Here is a 21,883-nt window from a genome sequence, read left to right as displayed (position 1 = left end):
CTTTTTTATTCTTTTAAAGTATCATATAAATTATGTGTTTTTAAAAGAATAACTCCAAATAAAATCGCGACTACAATTAGCACAATATTCAAAATTCCATCAGTGTTGAAGGAAAGTTTGATCAATATAGTTGATATGATAAATCCCGAATTGCGGATTACTCTGTTGAATTTATCGGAGTGCAAAAAGGAAAATAGAAGTAACAATACATCAATCAAAATCAATATTGTGAAAAAGTCGTCAAAAAATATGTTGTTGATGTCTTTTAATTCAGTAACTATTTTATCAAAAGAAAAGAAACTTTCATAAAGCCAGTGACCAAGACTGTAAAATGATAAAAGTAAAAAGATAGGAACAAGACAAGTGGCTACTACTTTCTTTAAGTGAATAAATTTTATTAGTTCAGGATTTGCATTTTCTACTGCAATTGGAGCACTTTTTCTTACTAATTTGTAAAATATGAATATTAGAAAGAACATAATTAGTATAGCAATCAAATCGGCTGTAAATAGAATGTCATTTTTAATTGAAAACCAGTTGGATGAAAATTCTAAATGTGACAAATCTTTAAAAATCCTTCGAATCACTATTAATGAAATGATTTCGTATTGTTTTCCGATATAAATCGATGTTGATTTTGGCAAGTAGTATAACAACAAATAAACCTCATAAATTAGAATGAAAGAGAACGGAGTGTAAATTGCTGCTATCGGATTGCTTAACAATCTTGAATGATCTTCAATTACAATTATATTCAAATTGACTAATCCAATAAGTAGTAAGTGCAGTAGAAAACTGATTATAGCAACATATACAATGACTTGCTCGCTTTTTTCTTTTACTTTTTCAGATAAGAAATAATTATATAGTTTCAATGTAGTCATTATGCTGCGGATTTTATTTGAACAATAAATTCAAATTATTTTGAACGTTTCTGGTAAAACTACAAATAACATTGTGAATGAATGACTTAACAAATCATAATTTAATTGAAATAGCTAAAATCATTTAAAAAATTACCATTAGTAAGACTGATCTTAGTCACTTTGTTGATGTTTTTTAGGTATGATGGTAATTACTTTTTAAGTATTTTTACAAATCGAAAGTTTACTAAATTCAATTTTTAAATTGTAAATTAGTTCTTATCTAAAGCAGATTTTCGATGGCGATCTATTTTTTTACAAACAATTCTAATTTTAAGACTACTTAAAATATTATGAAGCATACTCTTTTGATCCTATTACTATTCCTATTTTTTCAGAATGCTTTTGCGCAAGTAGAGCACGTTAATCAGTTGTATAGTAACGGAAAGCCAAAAGAAGTAGGCACTTATGTTGACGGAAAGAAAAATGGCGAATACATAACTTATTATGAAAATGGTAACATTAGATCGTATGCCAATTATATTTTCGGAAAACGACAAGGCATACAGAAAGATTATTTTTCTAATGGTCAATTGAGAAACGAATTAGAATGTGTTAATGATGTTTGCCACGGAATAAGTCGAACCTACTATATAGACGGAAAAATACAAGCCTCGTCACGTAACAAAAATGGAGTTAAGGACGGAAAGCTTGTTGCCTATAATAAAGATGGAGTTTTAACAACTAAAGAAGAATGGGATAACGGCAAACTTGTAGGTGAAAGTGTTTACTACTATGATTCAGGACAAATTAGAAGAAGAGTAGTTTTAGACAAAAAAGGAAATGTAAAAACAACCGAATCTTATTATGAAAACGGCAAGAAAAACTATTTTTCTGATGTTGATAAAAACGGCAACGGCGTGAATTATTCTATCTATCCTAATGATACGATAATGGCGAGAAATTATGTAAAAAATCATAAAGTCTATAAAGAGGAGACATTTACAGAGCAAGGTAAACGAAAAAAAATAACAGAATACAACGATGACCGAACCTATAAAAATGTTAAGAGTTATGATGACTATGGAGTTTTAAATAGAGAAACAATTTATCAATCGTCTTCTGAACAAACAATGATAGAATATAAAGGTGATATTATTGAACATACGAAAACTAAAAATGGCTATCGTGATGGCGATTTTGAGGCTTTTTATTTGAATGGTACATTAGCTGAAAAAGGGACCTATCTTAAAAGCGCAAAAATTGGAAAGTGGAAATCCTATTACGAAGATGGAGCACTAAAATTCATTGGAAATTATGCTAAAAATGGAGATTTAAATAGTTATAAAGACAGTATACATACTTATTATTACAACTCAGGACAAGTTGAAAAATTAGAAAATTATTACATAGCAAAACTGCACAGAGGAAGTAACAAGGTGGACGATTTTTACGAAAGAAGTTATAAAACTGGTCAATGGAAAACGTTTTATGAAAGTGGTAAATTAAGTCAAATTGCCAATTATAATGAAAATCGATTGTTCGGAGAATTTATTGACTATTTTGACGATGAAAGCAATTCAATTAAATACAAATGCACTTATCGCAATGGAATGAAAATTGGATTGGAGCAAGAGTATTTTGAAAACGGAAAACTCTATAAGTCTAAAGAAAAAGACAGTAATGGTTATCAAATAGGAAAAGATATTGTCTATTTTGAAAATGGTATTATAAAGGAATTAACCGAATATTTTGATAGTCAAAAGCAGGGAAAGCACGTTCAAAATTATGAAAACGGAAAACCAAAAGTTGAAGGACGCTACAACTCAGGACAGGAAATAGGAATCTGGAATTATTATTACAACAACGGTAAATTATTTAAGTCTATAAAATATGATGAAGGAGTTAAAGAAAAAACCTTCTTTTACAACGACGGCGTAAAATTTGCACATATTTTATATGATTATGACGAAGATAGTGCCGACGAAATTTATATTTTTTACAGTAAAACTGGAGCTATTATTTCGTTTCAAGATTTGTTTGATAAGAAATGTGATAATTGTAAAATAATCGAGTTTAATGTCACTCTTAACACTGAAGAAGATGATATTTATTTTGTAAATTATAGTGCGCTGGATGAAGATCAAAATAGATCAATAAGTTCGAATTTTACTTTCAATTCAGTGAATCATAAATAAAAAAAACCGCTCCTTTTCACGAGCGGTTCTTGAATTAACAATTAGTTCTTTTTCAATCTATCTTTAAAAACCTTTTCAAACTTTTCAATTTTTGGTTGAATTACCATTTGACAGTAAGGTTTGTTTTTGTTGTTTTCATAATATCCTTGGTGGTATTCCTCGGCTTTATAGAATTTTTTCAGTGGTTCTAAAGTAGTAACAATTTTATTAGAGAACACTTTTTCATTTAGTTCGGCAATCAAACTTTGAGCTGCTTTTTTCTCGTTTTCATTTTTATAGAAAATAACCGAGCGGTATTGTGTGCCAGTATCAGCACCTTGTCGGTTTAGCGTAGTTGGATCGTGAACCGTGAAAAATACTTGAAGAATTTCATCTAAATTGGTTTTAGTTTTATCATAAGTAATTTCAACCACTTCGGCCGCACCAGTTCTTCCGGTACAAACTTGTTCGTAGCTTGGATCTTCGACCATTCCGCCTGCATATCCTGAATAGACACTTTTTACGCCATCTAAATTTTGATAAACTGCTTCAACACACCAAAAACAACCACCACCAAGTACTACCGTTTCTAAATTGGCAGCATTTGTCGCCACACCATCAGGAACAAAGTCAAGCGAAATAGCATTCATACAATATCTTTTGCCTGTAGGCTCAGGTCCATCATCAAATAAATGTCCTAAATGAGCATCACATCGTCCGCAATTGGCTTCGATTCGTTTCATTCCATAAGAATTATCGTCTTTAAAAGTGATACTTTCTTTGTTTTCTTGTTCAAAAAAACTTGGCCAACCGCAACTGCTAGTAAATTTTTGTTCCGATTTAAATAGTTTATAACCACAAGCGGCACAGTAATAAGTTCCTTTGGCTTCCGAATTCCACATTGTTCCAGTAAACGCTCTTTCGGTATCTGCTTCTCTTGCTACAGCATATAAATCAGGTGATAGTACCTTTTTCCACTCTTCATTTGATACATTCAATTTTTTAGTATCCGTATTAGAATAATAAGGATTTCCTGGTTTATTGATTACGTTTTCCATAGTAGCATTATTTTTTTTTGATTGTTTTTTATCCGATTGTCCGCACGCTGTTAAAGTCAGCAATGGCAACATAAATAAAAAGGTGAATATGTTTTTCATAACAAATGTATTAATTGATGTACAAATTTACAATACAATTACGTTGCAAAATGTCTTACAGATTACAAATGCAGTTCATTTAAGGAAAGTTTAACTGTTGTTCTATAACATAAATTCGGTCAGGATTAAATTTTTCGTATTTTTGACCATCTTATGTAATTTATGAAAGAAGAACAAGTAATTTTAGTTAACGAAAAAGACGAACCAATTGGTTTGATGAATAAACTCGAAGCACACGAAAAAGCAGTTTTGCATCGTGCCTTTTCGGTATTTGTTTTAAACGATAAAAATGAAGTAATGTTGCAGCAACGTGCGCATCACAAATACCATTCGCCTTTGTTATGGACTAACACTTGTTGCAGTCACCAACGCGCAGGTGAAACCAATATCGAAGCAGGAAAACGACGCTTGTATGAAGAAATGGGTTTTCAAACCGAGTTAAAAGAGCTGTTTCATTTTATTTATAAAGCACCATTTGATAACGGTTTGACCGAACACGAACTAGACCACGTTATGATTGGATATTCTAACGAAGAACCTAATATCAATGACGAAGAAGTTGAAAGTTGGAAGTGGATGACCATTGAAGACATCAAAGATGATATGATTCAAAATCCCGATATATATACGGTTTGGTTCAAAATAATTTTTGACGAGTTTTACCATTACCTAGAAGAACACAAACTATAATATTTAAGAGGAAAGAATTTTAAGTTAAAATCCTAAATCCATTAATCCCAAATCCTAATTCTTAAATCCTAAATCCTTTAATCGCAAATCCTAAATCAAAATGAAAGTTACCGTTTCAAGAAGAGCACATTTCAACTCAGCACATAGATTGTATAGAAAAGATTGGACGATGGAACAGAACGATGCTGTTTTTGGAAAGTGCAACAACCCAAATTATCACGGTCATAATTATGAGTTGATTGTATCCGTAACCGGCGAAATCGACCAAGAGACAGGTTTTGTTATTGATGTAAAAATACTTTCAGATTTAATTAAAGAGCATATCGAAAATGCTTTTGATCATAAAAATTTGAATTTAGATGTTCCTGATTTTGCGGATTTAAATCCAACTGCCGAAAATATAGCAGTAGTAATCTGGAATAAACTACGAAATCATATTGATAGTAATAGCGAGCTAGAAGTGGTTCTCTATGAAACACCAAGAAACTTTGTAACCTATAAAGGAAACTAAAATGGGACTAAAAATAGGTGATAAGCTGCCCGATTTTAAAGCCAAAGACACTAACGGAATACTGTTTGATAGCAAAGATTATATAGGTAAACAACCTCTTGTAATTTATTTTTATCCAAAAGATGATACCAAAGTTTGTACCCAACAAGCCTGCAGTTTTAGAGATAGTTATCAAGATTTTAAAGATTTAGGTGCTGAGGTTATCGGTATAAGTTCCGACACCATTCAATCCCATATAAAGTTTAAATCTAAGTTTGATTTACCGTTCATTTTACTATCTGATACTGATAAGAGGTTGAGAAAATTATTTGGTGTTGAAAATGACTTCTTGTTTATTCCAGGACGACAAACCTTTGTTGCCGATAGTGATGGAATTATCAAAATGATTTTTAACAGTATGTCGGGTACCATTCATATCGATAAAGCACTGAAATCATTAAAGAAATTGACAAAATAGTATCGTTATTTTTTTGCATCTTTGTAGTCAATACTTATTAAAATGAAACTATATCCATTGCAATTCGAACCCATTTTGAAAGACAGAATTTGGGGTGGAACAAAACTAAAAACTTATTTAAACAAACCTATAACTAGTGAGATTACTGGCGAAAGTTGGGAAATCTCTACCGTTGAAAATGACGTCAGTATTATAGCTAACGGAATTTATAAAGGGCAATCATTAAATGAGTTTATAGATTCAAATCCAGCTGCTGTGCTTGGTACAAAAGTACATTCGCAGTTCGGAAACCAATTTCCATTATTATTCAAGTTTTTAGATGCTCGTGAGGATTTATCGATTCAAGTTCATCCAAATGATGAATTGGCTAAATCTCGTCATAACTCCTTCGGTAAAACCGAAATGTGGTATGTGATGCAAGCAGATACGGATGCTAATTTAATTGTAGGCTTCAGAAACAAATCTTCCAAAGAAGCCTATTTGGAAAGTTTGAAAAGCAATACTATTTTAGAGATCTTAGATACTTTTAAAGTTCAAAAAGGCGATGTGTTCTTTCTAGAAACCGGAACGGTACACGCGATTGGAGCAGGCACTGTTATTGCAGAGATTCAACAAACATCTGATATAACCTACAGAATTTATGATTTCAATCGAAAAGATGCTCAAGGCAACGAGCGTGAGCTACACGTGGATTTAGCTCTTGATGCTATTAATTATGATGTAGTTGATTCCAAAAAAGATTATTTGCAAAAAGAAAATAGTGCTAATAATGTGGTTGACTGTAAGTATTTCACCACGAATTTTATTCCTCTTAAGGGAACAATGAATTTTGAGGCAAACGAAGCTACTTTCAGAGTTTATATGTGTGTCGAAGGATCATTTGAATTGTATTATAATGATGAAACTTTTGAATACAAAACAGGTGATACGATTTTAATACCAGCACAAATGCAAGATTTTGAAGTTTCTGGAAAAGCATCGGTGTTAGAAATATACATTTCTTAACCTTTATTCAAAAGATTATACGTAATTTTGCATCAAATTTTAAAAATAAAAGAAAATGCCAAGCGTTAAAAATTTAAAAAAAGACATCAACTTCGTTTTAGGAGATATTATTGAAGCAGTTTACATTCACGAGATGACTAGTGAAGGAAAACCAACAGAAGCTACTAATGCAGTTATAGATGAGGCAATTACATCTTTTGATGCTTTAATTGTTAAAGTAAATGCTAAAAATGTTGAAAATAAGAAAGCGCATTTCAAACAAATTAATGCAGAATTAGAACAAACTGCAAATCAATTGGTTGAAAAAATCAACGCACTTTAATTAAAAAAACATCAAAAAAAAGTGCAAAAAAGTTTTGGAGATTTAAAAATCGCTATTATATTTGCACCATAATAATGACGCCAGCGTAGCTCAGTCGGCTAGAGCAGCTGATTTGTAATCAGCAGGTCGTGGGTTCGAGTCCCTCCGCCGGCTCTTCAAAAAACCATCACATTTTTGTGGTGGTTTTTTTATTTCTATATAATTCAAAAAAAATCCGTTCTGAAAACAAAACGGATTTAATTTTAGTATGAAGAAGAATTATTTTCTTTTGATAACTCTTTCTACGGCTTCAACAATAGCTTGATTATTTAGCTTGTATTTGTCCATTAATTGTTCTGGAGTTCCGCTTTCGCCAAAGGAATCTTGAACGGCTACAAATTCTTGTGGTGTTGGCGTGTTCAAAGCCAATGTTCTTGCAACGCTTTCACCTAAACCTCCAAGGATGTTATGTTCTTCTGCAGTAACGATACAACCTGTTTTTGCAACCGATTTTAAGATGGCTTCTTCGTCGAGTGGTTTAATAGTGTGGATATTGATTACTTCAGCTGAAATTCCTTTTGCTTCAAGAGCTTCTGCAGCGATTAATGCTTCCCAAACTAAATGACCTGTTGCAACGATAGTCACATCAGTTCCTTCGTTAAGCATTATGGCTTTTCCAATAACAAATGGTTCGTCTGCTGGAGTAAAATTAGGCACAACAGGACGACCAAAACGTAAATAAGCTGGACCGTGATGATCTGCTAAAGCTAAAGTTGCTGCTTTGGTTTGATTATAATCACAAGTATTGATTACTGTCATACCTGGAAGCATTTTCATTAAACCAATATCTTCCAATATTTGGTGTGTTGCGCCGTCTTCACCAAGTGTTAATCCTGCGTGAGAAGCGCAAATTTTTACGTTTTTATCAGAATAAGCTACGGATTGACGAATTTGGTCATAAACTCTTCCTGTAGAGAAGTTAGCAAAGGTTCCAGTAAATGGAATTTTACCACCAATAGTTAATCCAGCTGCAATACCGATCATGTTAGCTTCAGCGATTCCAATTTGGAAGAAACGCTCTGGATGATTTTTTTTGAAATCGTCAAACTTTAACGAACCAATTAAATCGGCGCAAAGTGCAACCACATTTTCATTTTTTTGTCCTAATTCGGTCATTCCTGCGCCAAATCCTGAACGCGTGTCTTTACTGCCTGTGTTTGTATATTTTTTCATTGTGTTAAGTAGATGTTTGGTCTTGTTGTGTTATTGTATACTTTATGTTGTGGATAAACTTGATCAGGCGTGAAGGAAAAAGTATAGTCAATTTTTGTGATCTTAACTGTTTCAGATTCTGACTGTTTTTTTCCATTGACTACGCAAATAGTTTTTTCTAGATTCTGATTTTGAATTTCAGGAATATTATGTTTTTTCATAATATAATTTTTTACATCATTTTTATCTAGACTTATAATGTTTTCCTTAGTCGAGAAATAATAGTAGTGTTCATTAATGATTTTCTTTCTTTTACTATTTTTATAATGTATTATGTGAACTAGAGTTTGATTTTTGATTCTGTCGTACTCATATTCAAAACTTTCAACATGATTTTTATATTTTTTTCCTTTCGTGTAACCCACATAATTGTATAATCTGCTGTTGTGGAATTTTTTTAAATCTTCAACGCCACTATATTTGGAATCTACATTGAAATTTACAAGAATATTTTTCTTACGATCATATAAACTTGCATAAATTGTATCTTTTTTTTGAAATAAACTCATAGAGTAGGTGGAGTCTTTTGTATTTCTAAAATAATTAATTCGTGCAAATAGATTAGTACTATAATTTTTTAAATCGAATTCTATACAGCTGTCAAAATAGTAGCTCATTTCTTTATTTTGAGAAAAAAGAAAAGTAGTTGTACAAAAAAATAGTAGTAAAAGAATTATTCTCATTTAATAATCTCCTAAAGTTTCGGCATTTTGACTCAAAGCGTTGGCCAATTGTTCATCACTTGGTGCTTTTCCGTGCCAAGCATGTGTGTGCATCATAAAATCTACACCATTACCCATTTCGGTATGTAGTAAAACGCAAACTGGTTTTCCTTTACCTGTTCTTGCTTTTGCTTCATTCATTCCGGCAATGATTGACTCAATATTGTTTCCTTCAGTAATTTCTAGTACATCCCAATCAAAAGCTTCAAATTTAGCTTTGAGGTTGCCCATATTTAAAACATCTTTGGTAGAACCATCAATTTGTTGTCCGTTTAAATCAACAGTAGCAATTAAGTTGTCTACATTTTTTGCTGATGCATACATTATTGCTTCCCAGTTTTGACCTTCTTGTAGTTCGCCATCTCCAGTTAAAACATAAACTAAATGGTTGTCGTTGTTTAATTTTTTGGCTTGAGCAGCGCCAATTGCAACAGATAATCCTTGTCCTAATGATCCTGAAGCCATTCGAATACCTTCTAATCCTTCGTGTGTTGTTGGATGTCCTTGCAAACGTGTGTTTAATTTTCTGAAAGTTGCCAATTCTGAAACTTCAAAATAACCACTTCTGGCCAAAACACTGTAAAAAACAGGTGAAATATGGCCGTTAGATAAGAAGAATAGATCTTCCTCTCTTCCGTTCATATCAAAACCTTCTTTGCGTTGCATAGTGTCTTGATAAAGTGTTACTAAAAATTCGGCACAGCCTAGAGAACCACCAGGATGACCTGAGTTTACTGCGTGTACCATACGAAGAATATCTCTTCGAACTTGTGTTGTAAAGTCTTGTAGTTGTTTAATGTTAGACATTATTGTGTAGTTAAAATTATTATTTGTCAAAAGTAAATCTATTTTTTTGGTAGGGCAAAAGATTTTATTACAAGTTATTAATACTATAAATTATATAATTCTTAGTAGATATTTTGTAAAATACAATTCTTGCTCCTTCAGTAAATTTACAATTATTAAAAATCACTTGTTATGGAACACTTAAAAAAGATTTATTATCTAGATGATGATCTAGATGATTTGGGATTCTTTAAAGATATTGGAGAGGAATTAGGATACAACGTGATTCCTTTTTTGAATGGACGATTAATGCTTAATACTTTAGAAACTGATGAGGAAAAGCCTGGAGTAATAGTTTTAGATATTCATATGCCCGTATTTAACGGCGAAGAAATTTTGGAAATAATTCGTAAGAATGACAATTTCAAAGACATTCCGATTATTATGATTTCGGGTGCGCACCCCAAAAAATTGGTTAAAGAGTTTTCTTTAAAAGGAGTTCGTTACTTACTAAAAAGAAATAATTTCAAAGAATTTAAAGAAGCCGTTCAGCAAATTCTTGAAGAGTCACTGCAATAACATCATTATCATATAAGGGTTTTAAAAACTAGTAGTTAATTTTAATTACTAGTTTTTTTGTTTTAAATCATAAATACTTATTAAAAAAAGTTATTTCTTAATTCAAATTTTTTAATTCTACTATCTTTGCGAATTGAAAATGCCAATATGAAATTTGATTTATTACAAAAAGACGCCAATTCTAAAGCCAGAGCTGGATCTATTACTACAGATCACGGAGTTATTGAAACTCCTATTTTTATGCCTGTTGGAACGGTTGCTTCTGTAAAAGGAGTGCACCAACGCGAATTAAAAGAAGAAATAAATCCTGATATTATTTTAGGAAATACTTATCATTTATACTTACGTCCGCAAACAGAGATTCTTGAAAAAGCAGGAGGTTTGCACAAATTTATGAATTGGGATAGAAATATCTTGACCGATTCGGGCGGTTATCAAGTGTATTCCCTTTCAGCCAATAGAAAAATTAAGGAAGAAGGTGTGAAATTTAAATCGCATATTGACGGTTCTTACCACTTTTTTACTCCTGAAAATGTTATGGAAATTCAGCGTACAATTGGTGCTGATATCATTATGGCATTTGATGAATGCACGCCATATCCGTGTGATTATCGCTATGCACAGCGTTCGATGAAAATGACACATCGTTGGCTAGATCGATGCATCAATCACTTGGAGAAAGTTCCAGTTAAATATGGTTACGACCAAGCTTTTTTTCCAATAGTTCAAGGTAGTACTTATAAGGATTTAAGAATGCAAAGTGCCGAATACATTGCAAATTCTAATCAAGTAGGAAACGCTATTGGCGGACTTTCGGTAGGTGAACCAGCCGAAGAAATGTATGCAATGACCGATGTAGTTTGTGCTATTTTACCTGAAGATAAACCACGTTATTTAATGGGCGTTGGTACTCCAATCAATATATTAGAAAACATTGCACTTGGTGTAGATATGTTTGATTGTGTTATGCCAACTCGTAATGCAAGAAACGGTATGCTCTTTACTGCAAATGGAACTATTAATATAAAGAACAAAAAATGGGAAGATGATTTCTCTCCAATAGATGAAATGGGAATCACTTTCGTGGATACCGAATATACCAAAGCTTATCTTCGTCATTTATTTGCCGCTAATGAATATCTTGGAAAGCAAATTGCTACTATTCATAATTTAGGTTTCTATATGTGGTTAGTACGAGAAGCTAGAAAACATATTATTGCAGGCGATTTTAGAGTTTGGAAAGACATGATGGTTAAACAAATGAGTCAACGACTATAACGTTTAAATTAAAACAAAGAGTAGGTGATGCTTACAATCATAGATAAATACATATTAAAACGCTATTTGGCCACATTCTCAGTAATGTTGTTAATGTTTATTCCCATCGGAATAACTATTGACGTTGCCGAAAAAGTGAACAAAATGATTGAAAATAAAGTTCCTTTTGGAGCTATAGCGCAATACTATGTAGATTTTACGGTTTACTTCGCTAATCTGCTGTTTCCTATTTTTTTATTCTTATCTATTATTTGGTTTACCTCCAAATTAGCCAATAACACCGAGATTATTGCCATTTTAAGTTCTGGAATTTCCTTCACACGATTTTTAAGACCTTACATTATCGGAGCTACAATAGTTTCGATATTTTCTCTGCTAATGGGTTTCTTTTTGGTGCCGAAGGCTAGTGAAGGTTTTAAGAACTTTAGGTACATGTATCTTATTGGAAATGGTCAAAACGAAATGCGAGACAACTCCGATGTTTATCGCCAAATCAATAAAGAAGAATACATTTATGTAAGTAGTTTTAATTCCGCTTCTAAAATGGCGTTTAATTTTTCGATGGAACGATTTGAAAACGATCAATTAAAATATAAAATTTCAGCCAGTAGAATTAAATGGAACCCAAGAGATAGTTCTTATACTTTATTTGATTTTAAGAAAAGAAAAATAGGCGCTTTAAACGATGAGATTACCGCAGTTCAAAGAAAAGATACCGTTCTGAAATTTGATTTAGAAGATTTAACTCCTGTGGTTTATATTGCAGAAACGCTTTCTTATTTTGATTTAGTGAAGTTTATCGAAAAAGAAAAAACTAGAGGTTCAACCAATATTAATACGTACTTAGTTGTTTTATATAAAAAATACAGTCTACCAGTTTCTGCTTTTATTTTAACGATTATTGCGGTAGCGGTTTCTTCTATGAAACGTAGAGGTGGAATGGGAATTAATCTAGCTATCGGAATCTTGCTTGCGTTTGCTTTTGTTTTTTTAGACAAAGTATTTGGTGTTTTGGCCGAAAAATCTACAACATCACCTATAGTTGCCGTTTGGATACCTAATGTCCTTTTCGGTATTTTAGCCATCTATTTACTTCGTAATGCTAAACGATAACACTAAAAGTTACTTACACCTTCATTTGATTGTGTTCATTTGGGGTTTTACTGCAATTCTTGGAGCGCTAATCACTTTAGAAGCGCTGCCATTAGTGTGGTTTAGAATGTTGTTCGCTGTTTTCTTTATCCTGATTTATATCAAATGGAAAAAGATTCCTATTGATGTTTCTAAAAAAATGGTGCTCAAATTTCTCCTCGCCGGATTAATCATTGCGCTGCATTGGTTTACATTTTTCAAGGCAATCAAGGTTTCAAATGTCTCAATTACTTTGGCCTGTTTATCTACAGGAGCTTTTTTTACGTCGCTAATCGAACCCATTTTTTTCAAAAAGAAAATGGTTTGGTACGAAATATTTTTCGGATTGATTGTCGTTTTTGGTCTAACTATTATATTTAATGTCGAAGGAAAATATGTTCAAGGTATACTATTAGCCTTAACCTCTGCTTTTTTATCGGCATCCTTTGCCGTTATCAATAGTAAATTTGTTAAGGTTTATGATGCTACAGTCATCTCTTTTTATGAACTATCTGGAGGTGTTTTGTTTTTTTCGGTTTTTCTGCTGTTTTCTGGTAGTTTTAACCTTGAGTTTTTTCAGTTGTCTTTCAATGACCTTAAATATTTATTAGTACTAAGTTCAGTTTGTACGGCTTATGCCTTTATAGCTTCGACTGATGTAATGAAATTTTTAAGTCCATATACGGTAATGTTGACTATAAATCTTGAACCTATTTACGGTATCATATTAGCTGTTCTAATCTTTGAAGATAAAGAGCAAATGAGTCCGCAGTTTTATGTTGGCGCGCTAATTATTTTAATCACAGTCATTTTAAACGGAATTATAAAAAGCAGATTAAAAGCGACTTAGCATTTCTTTGCAACTTATCGTAGAAAATTACTTTTACAAAACATTTTAAATTTTATCTTTGTAGTTCGAATTTTAATTAAAACGCACAAATCCTATGGAATATTTAGATTTTGAGCTTCCTATTAAAGAGTTGGAAGACCAATTAGACAAATGTCAGATTATTGGTCTAGAATCAGATGTTGATGTAACCAATACTTGCAAACAAATCGAGAAAAAACTTGAAGAAACCAAACGTAAAATATACAAGAATTTAACAGCTTGGCAACGTGTTCAACTTTCTCGTCACCCTAACAGACCTTATACTTTAGAACATATTACCAATCTTACTAAAGGAACTTTTTTAGAACTTTTTGGAGATAGAAATTTCAAAGATGACAAAGCCATGATTGGTGGTTTAGGTCAAATTGACGGACAATCGTTTATGCTTATTGGTCAACAAAAAGGAATCAATACCAAAATGCGTCAGTACAGAAATTTTGGAATGGCCAATCCTGAAGGCTATAGAAAAGCACTTCGTTTGATGAAAATGGCTGAAAAATTTGGAATTCCTGTGGTTACTTTCATCGACACACCTGGAGCTTATCCTGGTTTAGAAGCCGAAGAACGCGGTCAAGGTGAAGCTATTGCTAGAAATATTCTAGAAATGTGCCGTCTTAAAGTGCCAATTATTTGTGTTATTGTAGGTGAAGGAGCTTCTGGTGGAGCTTTAGGAATAGGTGTAGGAGATCGAGTTTTAATGATGGAAAACACTTGGTATTCTGTAATTTCTCCTGAATCGTGCTCGTCAATTTTATGGAAAAGTTGGGAATATAAAGAACAAGCAGCCGATGCCTTAAAACTGACCTCTGCCGATATGAAAAAACAAAAATTAGTTGACGATATTATACCTGAACCACTTGGTGGCGCACATTATGATAAAGAAACAACTTTCAAAACAGTAGAGCAATATATTATGAAAGCTTTTAATGAATTGAAAGATTTATCAACAACTGAATTAGTATCGCAAAGAATGGACAAATACAGCAAAATGGGCGAGTATAAAGAGTAAAATCTTACAAAAATATCTAAATCCGTCTCGTCCTGAAACACTAGGAAGAGACGGATTTTTTTGTGGTTGTTAACAATAAATGATTAGTTATAAACAATAAATAGTAATAACTTAACTTCACAAAAGTTGAAGAAATGGTTACTTTCGCTATATGGAAAATATCAAAAATATAAACCCAATTAAAGTAGATAAAACTACGATTATCAATTTAGAAAAAGGAAAACTTCCGCCACAAGCTTTAGACCTTGAGGAAGCTGTTCTTGGTGCAATGATGATTGATAAAAAAGGAGTTGATGAGGTTATCGATATTCTTCAGTCGGAGGCGTTTTATAAAGAAGCGCACAAACATATTTTTGAAGCTATTTTTCAGTTATTCACAGATTCACAGCCAATTGACTTGTTAACAGTTTCATCGCAGTTAAAAAAGAATGCAAAACTAGACTTAGCAGGTGGCGATTTTTATCTTATTCAGCTTACGCAAAAGATATCATCATCGGCGCACATCGAATTTCACTCACGAATTATTTTACAAAAATATATTCAGCGCAGTTTAATCAGAATTTCTTCTGAAATTATTGAAGATTCTTATGATGAAACCACAGATGTATTTGACTTATTAGACAAAGCCGAATCTAAACTGTATGAAGTTACTCAAGGTAATATCAAAAAAAGTTCTGAAACCGCGCAAAGTTTAGTTATTCAAGCTAAAAAACGAATTGAAGAAATTGCAGGAAAAGAAGGGTTATCCGGAATTGCCACAGGTTTTGAAAAACTAGATAAAGTAACTTCGGGTTGGCAACCATCCGATTTGATTATTATTGCAGCTCGTCCAGGTATGGGAAAGACGGCTTTTGTACTTTCAATGGCTCGAAATATTGCTATAGATTTTGGTCATCCGGTGGCTTTATTTTCTCTTGAAATGTCATCTGTTCAATTGATTACGCGTTTGATTTCTTCTGAAACAGGACTTTCTTCTGAAAAATTGAGAACAGGTAAACTTGAAAAACATGAATGGGAACAATTATCAGTAAAAGTAAAAGATTTAGAAAAAGCACCTTTATTTATTGACGATACACCATCACTTTCCATCTTTGATTTGCGTGCCAAGGCCAGACGTTTGGCATCTCAACACGGAATAAAAATGATTATTGTAGATTATCTTCAATTAATGACTGCTGGTGGAAACGGAAAAGGCGGCGGAAATCGTGAACAAGAAATTTCTACAATTTCACGAAACTTAAAAGCATTAGCCAAAGAACTTGAAGTTCCGGTAATTGCTCTTTCACAATTATCGCGTGCGGTTGAAACTCGTGGTTCTAGTAAACGACCTTTGCTTTCTGACCTTCGTGAATCGGGTGCGATTGAGCAAGATGCCGATATTGTATCGTTTATTTACCGTCCGGAATATTACAAAATTGAAGAATGGGATGATGATGAACAATCGCCAACTGCAGGGCAAGCCGAATTTATCATAGCAAAACATAGAAATGGTTCACTTGAAAATATCCGATTAAAATTTGTTGGAAATTTAGGAAAATTTGATAATCTAGAAGATTATGGTGGCGGTTTTGATGACTTGCCTTCGAAGATGAATTTGGGTGATGATAATCCATTTTTCACCAAAAATCTGCCATCAGCAAATGATGCTTTTGGAAGTAGTTCCAACAATGCGTTTGATGATGATAGCGACGTACCGTTTTAAAAAGTAATTAAGTTCTGACAAATCAGAACTTTTTTTTTAAATAAAAATCACGTAGTTTTACGTGGTTTTGAATGAAAACATTATAGTAGTTTTACAAAATTATTATAATTGTCAATGATTAACTTAAATTTTAGCGAAAACCAGTTTTTAGAAATTGTAAAAGTTTTATTTACAGTTGCTATTTTTATGGCTTTGTTAATCATTTTTATTTTTCATCATTATCGTAATAAATATTTAACCCTAACCAAAAAATAAAATGGCAGAAAACACAATTACTTTAGAACAAGCACAAAAGTGGGCTTCTAATTGGAGAAATAGACCAAATCAAGATGTTGTTGCATTTTTAATTCCGGAGGTCGATTTGACGCAAGCAATTGCTGAAGAAAATACTGTAAATATTAGAACTTATTTAGGAATTGATGAAAATAATATCACTAAATTAATGATTGTTGGTGTTGATAAAAACGGCAAAGATTTAATTGATGATAAAAATGGTCAATACATATATGATTTTTCTCAACCTTGTCAACCTAATTGTGATGTAGATAGTCCGTTATTTAAATTTTAATAATGTTCAGTATAATAAGATATATAACTCTAAGTTTCTTACTAATAAATTTTTTGCTTTTTCTGTTTAGGTTTTTTAAAGAAAATAAAGCATTTAAAATTTATACAATTTATTTGGGTTTATTTGTTTTTATTGAAGTTATAAGTATTGTAGTAATAAAGTTTGGCTATCAAAATTTGATATTCTCTCATTTATATTTTTCAGGACAGTTTATTTTATTGAGTTTATTTTATCTAGAATTGATAAAAGTACCCTTTCAGAGAAAAATAATTCAATCTAATTTGTTGATTATACCAGCGGTTTTACTTATTAATTTTAGTATTAACCCAGACGATATTCATCAGTTTTCTTTACTTGAAATCATTCTTACTGCAATGTCTTTGATAGCCTACAGTACTTTTCATTTTTATAATTTATTATCAAGTAAAAGAGAATTTTATTATATAAACGCAGGGATATTAATTTACTTGTTTGGTAGTATTGTTGTGTTTTTACCTCGAAATTTACATACCATTTATGGTCGTGATTTTTCAGATGTATTAGTGATGTTAAATATTTTATTATATTTCGTGTATCATATTTTCATTTGCATCGAATGGTATACTATAAAATCAAATTATATAAATGAAAAAAATAAATGATACTATGATCACTAACAACCTTAATGAGGTTGTAGGTTTTTTATTCATTATTTTTTTAATGATGGCAGGTGTAGTAATTCTGTTTTTTTATTTTTCAAGAAAGAAAATCATCCAAAAGGAAATTGAAAAGAAAAATCTGGAAATTAATCATCAAAAAGAACTTTTAAGATCGGTAATTTTAACGCAAGAAGACGAACGAAAACGGATTGCTCAAGATTTGCATGATGATATTAGTTCCAAATTAAATGTGGTTTCGTTAAACACACATTTATTAAAAACTCCAAATTTATCAGAAGCTGAATTACAAGAAATCACTAAAAACATAACAGAATTAACCCAAAAAGCATTAGAAAATTCAAGAAGAATCGCTCACGATTTATTACCACCAGTTCTAGAAAAGTTCGGACTACATGCTGGTATTGAAGAACTAGTTGTTGAATTCAACAGCTCAAAAGTGGTTAAAGTAGTTTATAAAAGTGAAACAACGTTTGATATTAATGAAATTGACAAACATTTACACGTTTTTAGAATTCTTCAAGAGTTGCTCAATAATTCGGTGAGACACGGAAAAGCTACTCAAATTAATATACTGATGAAATCTATTAATGGTAAAAATGAATGTGTTTACTCTGATAATGGTATCGGTTTTAATTATAATTCAGTAGAGTCTAGTAAAGGTTTAGGAATGAAAAATATTGAAAGTAGAATTTCATTTTTAAATGGCTCATTTTCTATACTAACATCTGTTAATAATGGGTTTCAAATTAATTTTACTTTTTAATAATGAGTGATATAATAAAAATTGTTCTAGCCGACGACGAAGAACTGTTTCGTAAAGGAATTTATTTTTTGTTACAAAGAGAGAAAAATATTGAGGTTACGTATGAAGCTTCAAATGGCGCTGAATTGATAGCCTATTTAAAAGACTGTTCTGAAATTCCAGACATAATTTTAATGGATTTAAAAATGCCAGGAATAAATGGAGTAGAAGCAACTAAAATCATCCATAAAGAATTTCCAGAAATTAAGATTATTGCTTTAACGAGTTATAATACTAAATCATTTATAGCCAATATGATTCACGTTGGTGCGGTATCTTATTTAGTAAAAAATGCCACTCCTGCAGAAATGATTGAGACTATCAATGAAGTCGCTATTAAAGGATTTTATTACAATAGTATCGTTATGCAAGTGATTGAAGATGATATAATTTCAGATAATAAAGTTAATAAAACTTCATTTGATGAGGATTTTTTAACTAATAGAGAACGAGAAGTTTTAACGATGATTTGCCAACAAATGAGTACGGCCGAAATTGCAGAAAAACTTTTTATCAGTGCGCGAACGGTTGAAGGTCATCGAACAAATTTGTTGATAAAAACCGAATCTAAAAACATTGCAGGCTTAGTTGTTTATGCCATTCAGAATAAATTATTGATTGCTGATGAACTCTAGCTCGCCACAGAATGTCCGCCCCAACCAATTATTTCGAATAAATTAGGAGTGAAAGAATTTTCATTTCCTAATATTTTGTTTACACCATTTGCTACCGATGTAAATCTAATGGCTTCACTCGATACTACAATCAATCTAGCCAAAGCATCATATTCTTTTTGACCGATAGTAGATTCGCTTGTAATAGAATTAAGAATAGTAATACTTTCAAAAAGGTTTTCGTCAGTAACGGAAGGAAGAGTCATCGAATACCCTAAACTTTTGTAAGACAAATTAATATTTAATTTGTTTGCCTTGAGTTTTATTTCATCGCAGGTTATTGAGTCAATATCAAAAATAAAATTTTGATTACCTTTTGATTTAAACCCTAGAATATTTAAAGAGGCAAGTGCAGGTGGATTATTCGAATTTGTTTCTAATCCAAAATTCATATGAAGTTTCACTTCGGCACCTTTTGGGTGAGAAACTAGAACAGAGTCGCAAGTAACCTTATTACCATTAACTTTTATCGAATCAATGATAGTTTGTAAATCTGAAACATAAATGCCGTTTGCATCAAGCCTTAATTTATAGTTCATTTTATAGGTTTAATATAAATTTAAACGATAATACAAAGTAAACCAACAACATAACTAGTAATATTGTTAGACCTAACTTTTTAAAAATATTCATGCTTTTAAAAGAATTGTTCATAATCATTGCCTCGTTAGTGTTCATAATAAAGTGCTTTATTTATTACTCCAAAATTAGGGACTATATTTTTGCCGTCATATACGTAGTTTTACGTGATTTTAGTTTTTTTTGATAAAATAAATTGACAATTAACAAAACATTAGCTTTGATAGTATAATCAAAAAAAGTATCTTCGAGTTCAATTTACATTGATATGAAAATCATTAAGTCAGTTTGTATACTATTATTATTAGTTGGCATATCTAAAGTGCATGCCAATTTTATTCTTTTGCCAATGGATGATATTTCTCAAAAAAATCATCTTAAAGCATACGGAATTACCTATTGGTGTCTTGACAAGCAATACAAAGCAAGTTGGCTGTTAAATTATCGTGGTGGCTCTTTTTTATTACCCGATGCACCAGAAATTAGAAAAGAATGCCAAATTAGAGGTGTGAGTTTTGAACTTCTTTCTGATGGTGAAGCCAATCAAATTTTAGATGAAATTTCATCACCATCACAAAATATGGAAACAGTTGTTTTAGAAAAAGCACCCAAAATTGCAGTGTATACGCCCAAAGGAAAGCAACCTTGGGATGATGCAGTTACTATGGTTTTGACCTATGCTGAAATTCCGTTTACACCTATATATGATGAAGAAGTTTTATCAGATCAGTTGATTTTATATGATTGGTTGCATTTGCATCACGAAGATTTTACCGGACAGTATGGTAAATTTTTCGGAGCTTATAGAAACGCACCTTGGTATATCGATCAAAAAAGAGATGCCGAAGCCTTAGCCGCAAAACTAGGTTATTCAAAAGTATCTGAAGAAAAATTAGCGGTTGCTAAAAAAATAAGAGATTTTGTTATCGGTGGAGGTTTTATGTTTGCCATGTGTTCTGCTACAGATAGTTTTGATATTGCTCTAGCCGCAGAAGGTGTTGATATTTGTGAACCAATGTTTGATGGCGATGATAGCGAAGGCAATTATCAATCTAAAATAGATTATGCAAGAACTTTTGCTTTCAAGAATTTTATTTTGGATAGAAAACCAGAACACTACGAGTTTTCAGATATTGATATGACCGAAAAACGAAGAATTCCTATGGAAAAAGACTATTTTACATTGATGGAATATTCAGCTAAATGGGATGTTATTCCGAGTATGTTATGTCAAAATCATACCCAACTTGTAAAAGGTTTTATGGGACAAACGACTTCATTTGAGCGTGAATTAATAAAATCTAATGTTTTAGTTTTAGGTGAAAATCAGCTTAACGAAGAAGCAAGATACATTCACGGTCAAAAAGGAAAAGGATTTTTTACTTTTTTTGGTGGTCACGATCCTGAGGATTATCAGCATAGAGTAGGAGATGCGCCAACCGTTTTAGACTTGCATCCCAATTCGCCTGGTTTTAGATTGATATTAAATAATGTTCTATTTCCAGCAGCGAAAAAGAAAAAACAGAAAACTTAAGAGGTAATTAAATGATTGTATCAATATTAATAAGTATTGCAGGACTTTTATTTTTACTCCTAAACAGTATTCTTTTCCTTAAAACTATAAAAGGAAAAGACAAATCTTATAAATTTCTTACACTTTATTTAGGAATCTTATTTAGTATTGAGCTAATATGTCATGTTATTGGCATCATGAAACCTAATTCAAATTTCTTTTTGTCTCATTATTACTTTAACATTCAGTTTATAGTTTTGAGTTTTTTCTTCACACAGCTTTTTAATGATAAAGCTTTAAATAGATTAGTTTATTTGTGTTTTTGTGGAGTAGTAGTTATTTTAGCATATCAATATTATAACAATCCGTCTTTTTATTGGCAATTCAATGTTTTAGAGATAACCTTGACTTCTAGCATATTAATTCTTTACTGTGCTATTTATTTTTATAAACATTTAAAAACTACCTACAATTACTTCTTTTTTTGTTTTGGGCTCACTTTTTATTTGATTAGTAGTATGTTAATATTTCTTTCAGGCAATACTACATTAGTGTTTTT

General features: G+C 31.6%; 23 protein-coding genes and 1 tRNA gene. 18 read left to right on the top strand and 6 right to left on the bottom strand.

What is annotated here, in order from left to right; all coding sequences use genetic code 11:
- Positions 1 to 5: 5 nt before the first annotated feature.
- Positions 6 to 884, bottom strand: coding sequence for a hypothetical protein (locus Q0050_RS01440; protein WP_298391930.1), 879 nt, complete (start codon positions 882 to 884; stop codon positions 6 to 8).
- A gap of 332 nt (positions 885 to 1,216) precedes the next feature.
- Between Q0050_RS01440 and Q0050_RS01435 the strand changes: the two genes are divergently transcribed.
- Positions 1,217 to 3,061: a hypothetical protein gene (locus Q0050_RS01435; protein ID WP_298391929.1), complete on the top strand. Its 1,845-nt coding sequence runs from the start codon at positions 1,217 to 1,219 to the stop codon at positions 3,059 to 3,061.
- Between the two features lie 41 nt (positions 3,062 to 3,102).
- Here Q0050_RS01435 and Q0050_RS01430 read toward each other — a convergent pair whose 3' ends face one another.
- Positions 3,103 to 4,197 carry a bifunctional methionine sulfoxide reductase B/A protein gene (locus Q0050_RS01430; protein WP_298391927.1) on the bottom strand — a complete coding sequence of 365 codons (1,095 nt, stop codon included), beginning with the start codon at positions 4,195 to 4,197 and terminating at the stop codon, positions 3,103 to 3,105.
- A 162-nt stretch (positions 4,198 to 4,359) separates the two neighbouring features.
- Between Q0050_RS01430 and idi the strand changes: the two genes are divergently transcribed.
- From idi to Q0050_RS01400, 6 genes are all read left to right on the top strand, one after another.
- The gene (gene idi / locus Q0050_RS01425) at positions 4,360 to 4,887 is read left to right on the top strand and encodes an isopentenyl-diphosphate Delta-isomerase (protein WP_298391925.1); all 528 of its coding nucleotides are present in this window, start codon (positions 4,360 to 4,362) and stop codon (positions 4,885 to 4,887) included.
- A gap of 100 nt (positions 4,888 to 4,987) precedes the next feature.
- Positions 4,988 to 5,398 carry a 6-carboxytetrahydropterin synthase gene (locus Q0050_RS01420; protein WP_298391923.1) on the top strand — a complete coding sequence of 137 codons (411 nt, stop codon included), beginning with the start codon at positions 4,988 to 4,990 and terminating at the stop codon, positions 5,396 to 5,398.
- Between the two features lies 1 nt (position 5,399).
- Entirely contained in the window at positions 5,400 to 5,855 is a 456-nt protein-coding gene (locus tag Q0050_RS01415; RefSeq protein ID WP_298391921.1) for a peroxiredoxin, read from the top strand.
- Between the two features lie 36 nt (positions 5,856 to 5,891).
- Positions 5,892 to 6,860 carry a type I phosphomannose isomerase catalytic subunit gene (locus Q0050_RS01410; RefSeq protein WP_298392079.1) on the top strand — a complete coding sequence of 323 codons (969 nt, stop codon included), beginning with the start codon at positions 5,892 to 5,894 and terminating at the stop codon, positions 6,858 to 6,860.
- A 55-nt stretch (positions 6,861 to 6,915) separates the two neighbouring features.
- On the top strand, positions 6,916 to 7,182 hold the full coding sequence (locus Q0050_RS01405) for a hypothetical protein (RefSeq protein ID WP_298391919.1): 267 nt from the start codon (positions 6,916 to 6,918) through the stop codon (positions 7,180 to 7,182).
- Positions 7,183 to 7,261: 79 nt separating this feature from the next.
- A tRNA-Thr gene (locus Q0050_RS01400) sits at positions 7,262 to 7,335 on the top strand.
- Positions 7,336 to 7,440: 105 nt separating this feature from the next.
- Here Q0050_RS01400 and Q0050_RS01395 read toward each other — a convergent pair.
- From Q0050_RS01395 to Q0050_RS01385, 3 genes are all read right to left on the bottom strand, one after another.
- Entirely contained in the window at positions 7,441 to 8,394 is a 954-nt protein-coding gene (locus tag Q0050_RS01395) for a transketolase C-terminal domain-containing protein (RefSeq protein WP_298391917.1), read from the bottom strand.
- Complete coding sequence (locus Q0050_RS01390; RefSeq protein ID WP_298391915.1) at positions 8,391 to 9,050, bottom strand: hypothetical protein; 660 nt, start codon at positions 9,048 to 9,050, stop codon at positions 8,391 to 8,393. Before Q0050_RS01390 ends, Q0050_RS01395 begins: the two co-directional genes overlap by 4 nt.
- Before the next feature lie 66 nt (positions 9,051 to 9,116).
- Complete coding sequence (locus Q0050_RS01385) at positions 9,117 to 9,965, bottom strand: transketolase (protein WP_298392077.1); 849 nt, start codon at positions 9,963 to 9,965, stop codon at positions 9,117 to 9,119.
- 168 nt (positions 9,966 to 10,133) lie between these two features.
- Here Q0050_RS01385 and Q0050_RS01380 point away from each other — a divergent pair, with 168 nt between their 5' ends.
- The 10 genes from Q0050_RS01380 to Q0050_RS01335 all read left to right on the top strand — a co-directional run bounded on the left by Q0050_RS01380 (position 10,134) and on the right by Q0050_RS01335 (position 19,193).
- Positions 10,134 to 10,520, top strand: coding sequence for a PleD family two-component system response regulator (locus tag Q0050_RS01380; protein ID WP_298391913.1), 387 nt, complete (start codon positions 10,134 to 10,136; stop codon positions 10,518 to 10,520).
- Positions 10,521 to 10,667: 147 nt separating this feature from the next.
- Positions 10,668 to 11,798, top strand: coding sequence for a tRNA guanosine(34) transglycosylase Tgt (gene tgt, locus Q0050_RS01375; RefSeq protein WP_298391911.1), 1,131 nt, complete (start codon positions 10,668 to 10,670; stop codon positions 11,796 to 11,798).
- 27 nt (positions 11,799 to 11,825) lie between these two features.
- Positions 11,826 to 12,911: an LptF/LptG family permease gene (locus Q0050_RS01370; RefSeq protein WP_298391909.1), complete on the top strand. Its 1,086-nt coding sequence runs from the start codon at positions 11,826 to 11,828 to the stop codon at positions 12,909 to 12,911.
- Positions 12,898 to 13,779 carry a DMT family transporter gene (locus Q0050_RS01365; protein ID WP_298391907.1) on the top strand — a complete coding sequence of 294 codons (882 nt, stop codon included), beginning with the start codon at positions 12,898 to 12,900 and terminating at the stop codon, positions 13,777 to 13,779. Before Q0050_RS01370 ends, Q0050_RS01365 begins: the two co-directional genes overlap by 14 nt.
- Positions 13,780 to 13,873: 94 nt before the next feature.
- A complete protein-coding gene (locus Q0050_RS01360; protein WP_298391905.1) occupies positions 13,874 to 14,827 on the top strand; it encodes an acetyl-CoA carboxylase carboxyltransferase subunit alpha in 954 nt (317 codons plus the stop codon).
- Positions 14,828 to 14,978: 151 nt separating this feature from the next.
- The gene (gene dnaB / locus Q0050_RS01355) at positions 14,979 to 16,529 is read left to right on the top strand and encodes a replicative DNA helicase (protein WP_298391903.1); all 1,551 of its coding nucleotides are present in this window, start codon (positions 14,979 to 14,981) and stop codon (positions 16,527 to 16,529) included.
- A 256-nt stretch (positions 16,530 to 16,785) separates the two neighbouring features.
- Positions 16,786 to 17,097, top strand: coding sequence for a hypothetical protein (locus Q0050_RS01350; RefSeq protein WP_298391901.1), 312 nt, complete (start codon positions 16,786 to 16,788; stop codon positions 17,095 to 17,097).
- 113 nt (positions 17,098 to 17,210) lie between these two features.
- A complete protein-coding gene (locus Q0050_RS01345; protein WP_298391899.1) occupies positions 17,211 to 17,738 on the top strand; it encodes a hypothetical protein in 528 nt (175 codons plus the stop codon).
- A complete protein-coding gene (locus tag Q0050_RS01340; RefSeq protein ID WP_298391897.1) occupies positions 17,722 to 18,519 on the top strand; it encodes a histidine kinase in 798 nt (265 codons plus the stop codon). The genes Q0050_RS01345 and Q0050_RS01340 overlap by 17 nt, the downstream gene beginning before the upstream one ends.
- A 2-nt stretch (positions 18,520 to 18,521) precedes the next feature.
- Positions 18,522 to 19,193: a response regulator transcription factor gene (locus tag Q0050_RS01335; RefSeq protein ID WP_298391894.1), complete on the top strand. Its 672-nt coding sequence runs from the start codon at positions 18,522 to 18,524 to the stop codon at positions 19,191 to 19,193.
- Here the strand turns inward: Q0050_RS01335 and Q0050_RS01330 are convergent.
- Positions 19,190 to 19,771 (bottom strand): ribosome-inactivating family protein, encoded by a 582-nt coding sequence (locus tag Q0050_RS01330; protein ID WP_298391893.1) that lies wholly within the window; start codon positions 19,769 to 19,771, stop codon positions 19,190 to 19,192. The genes Q0050_RS01335 and Q0050_RS01330 overlap by 4 nt on opposite strands.
- Positions 19,772 to 20,079: 308 nt before the next feature.
- Between Q0050_RS01330 and Q0050_RS01325 the strand changes: the two genes are divergently transcribed.
- Complete coding sequence (locus tag Q0050_RS01325; protein WP_298391891.1) at positions 20,080 to 21,345, top strand: asparagine synthetase B; 1,266 nt, start codon at positions 20,080 to 20,082, stop codon at positions 21,343 to 21,345.
- The last annotated feature ends 538 nt before the right edge of the window (positions 21,346 to 21,883 follow it).

The organism is Flavobacterium sp. (assembly GCF_027483985.1).
Lineage (GTDB): Bacteria > Bacteroidota > Bacteroidia > Flavobacteriales > Flavobacteriaceae > Flavobacterium.
The sequence above is the reverse complement of the archived record's forward strand: the minus strand, read 5'-3'. Positions and strand labels throughout refer to the sequence as shown.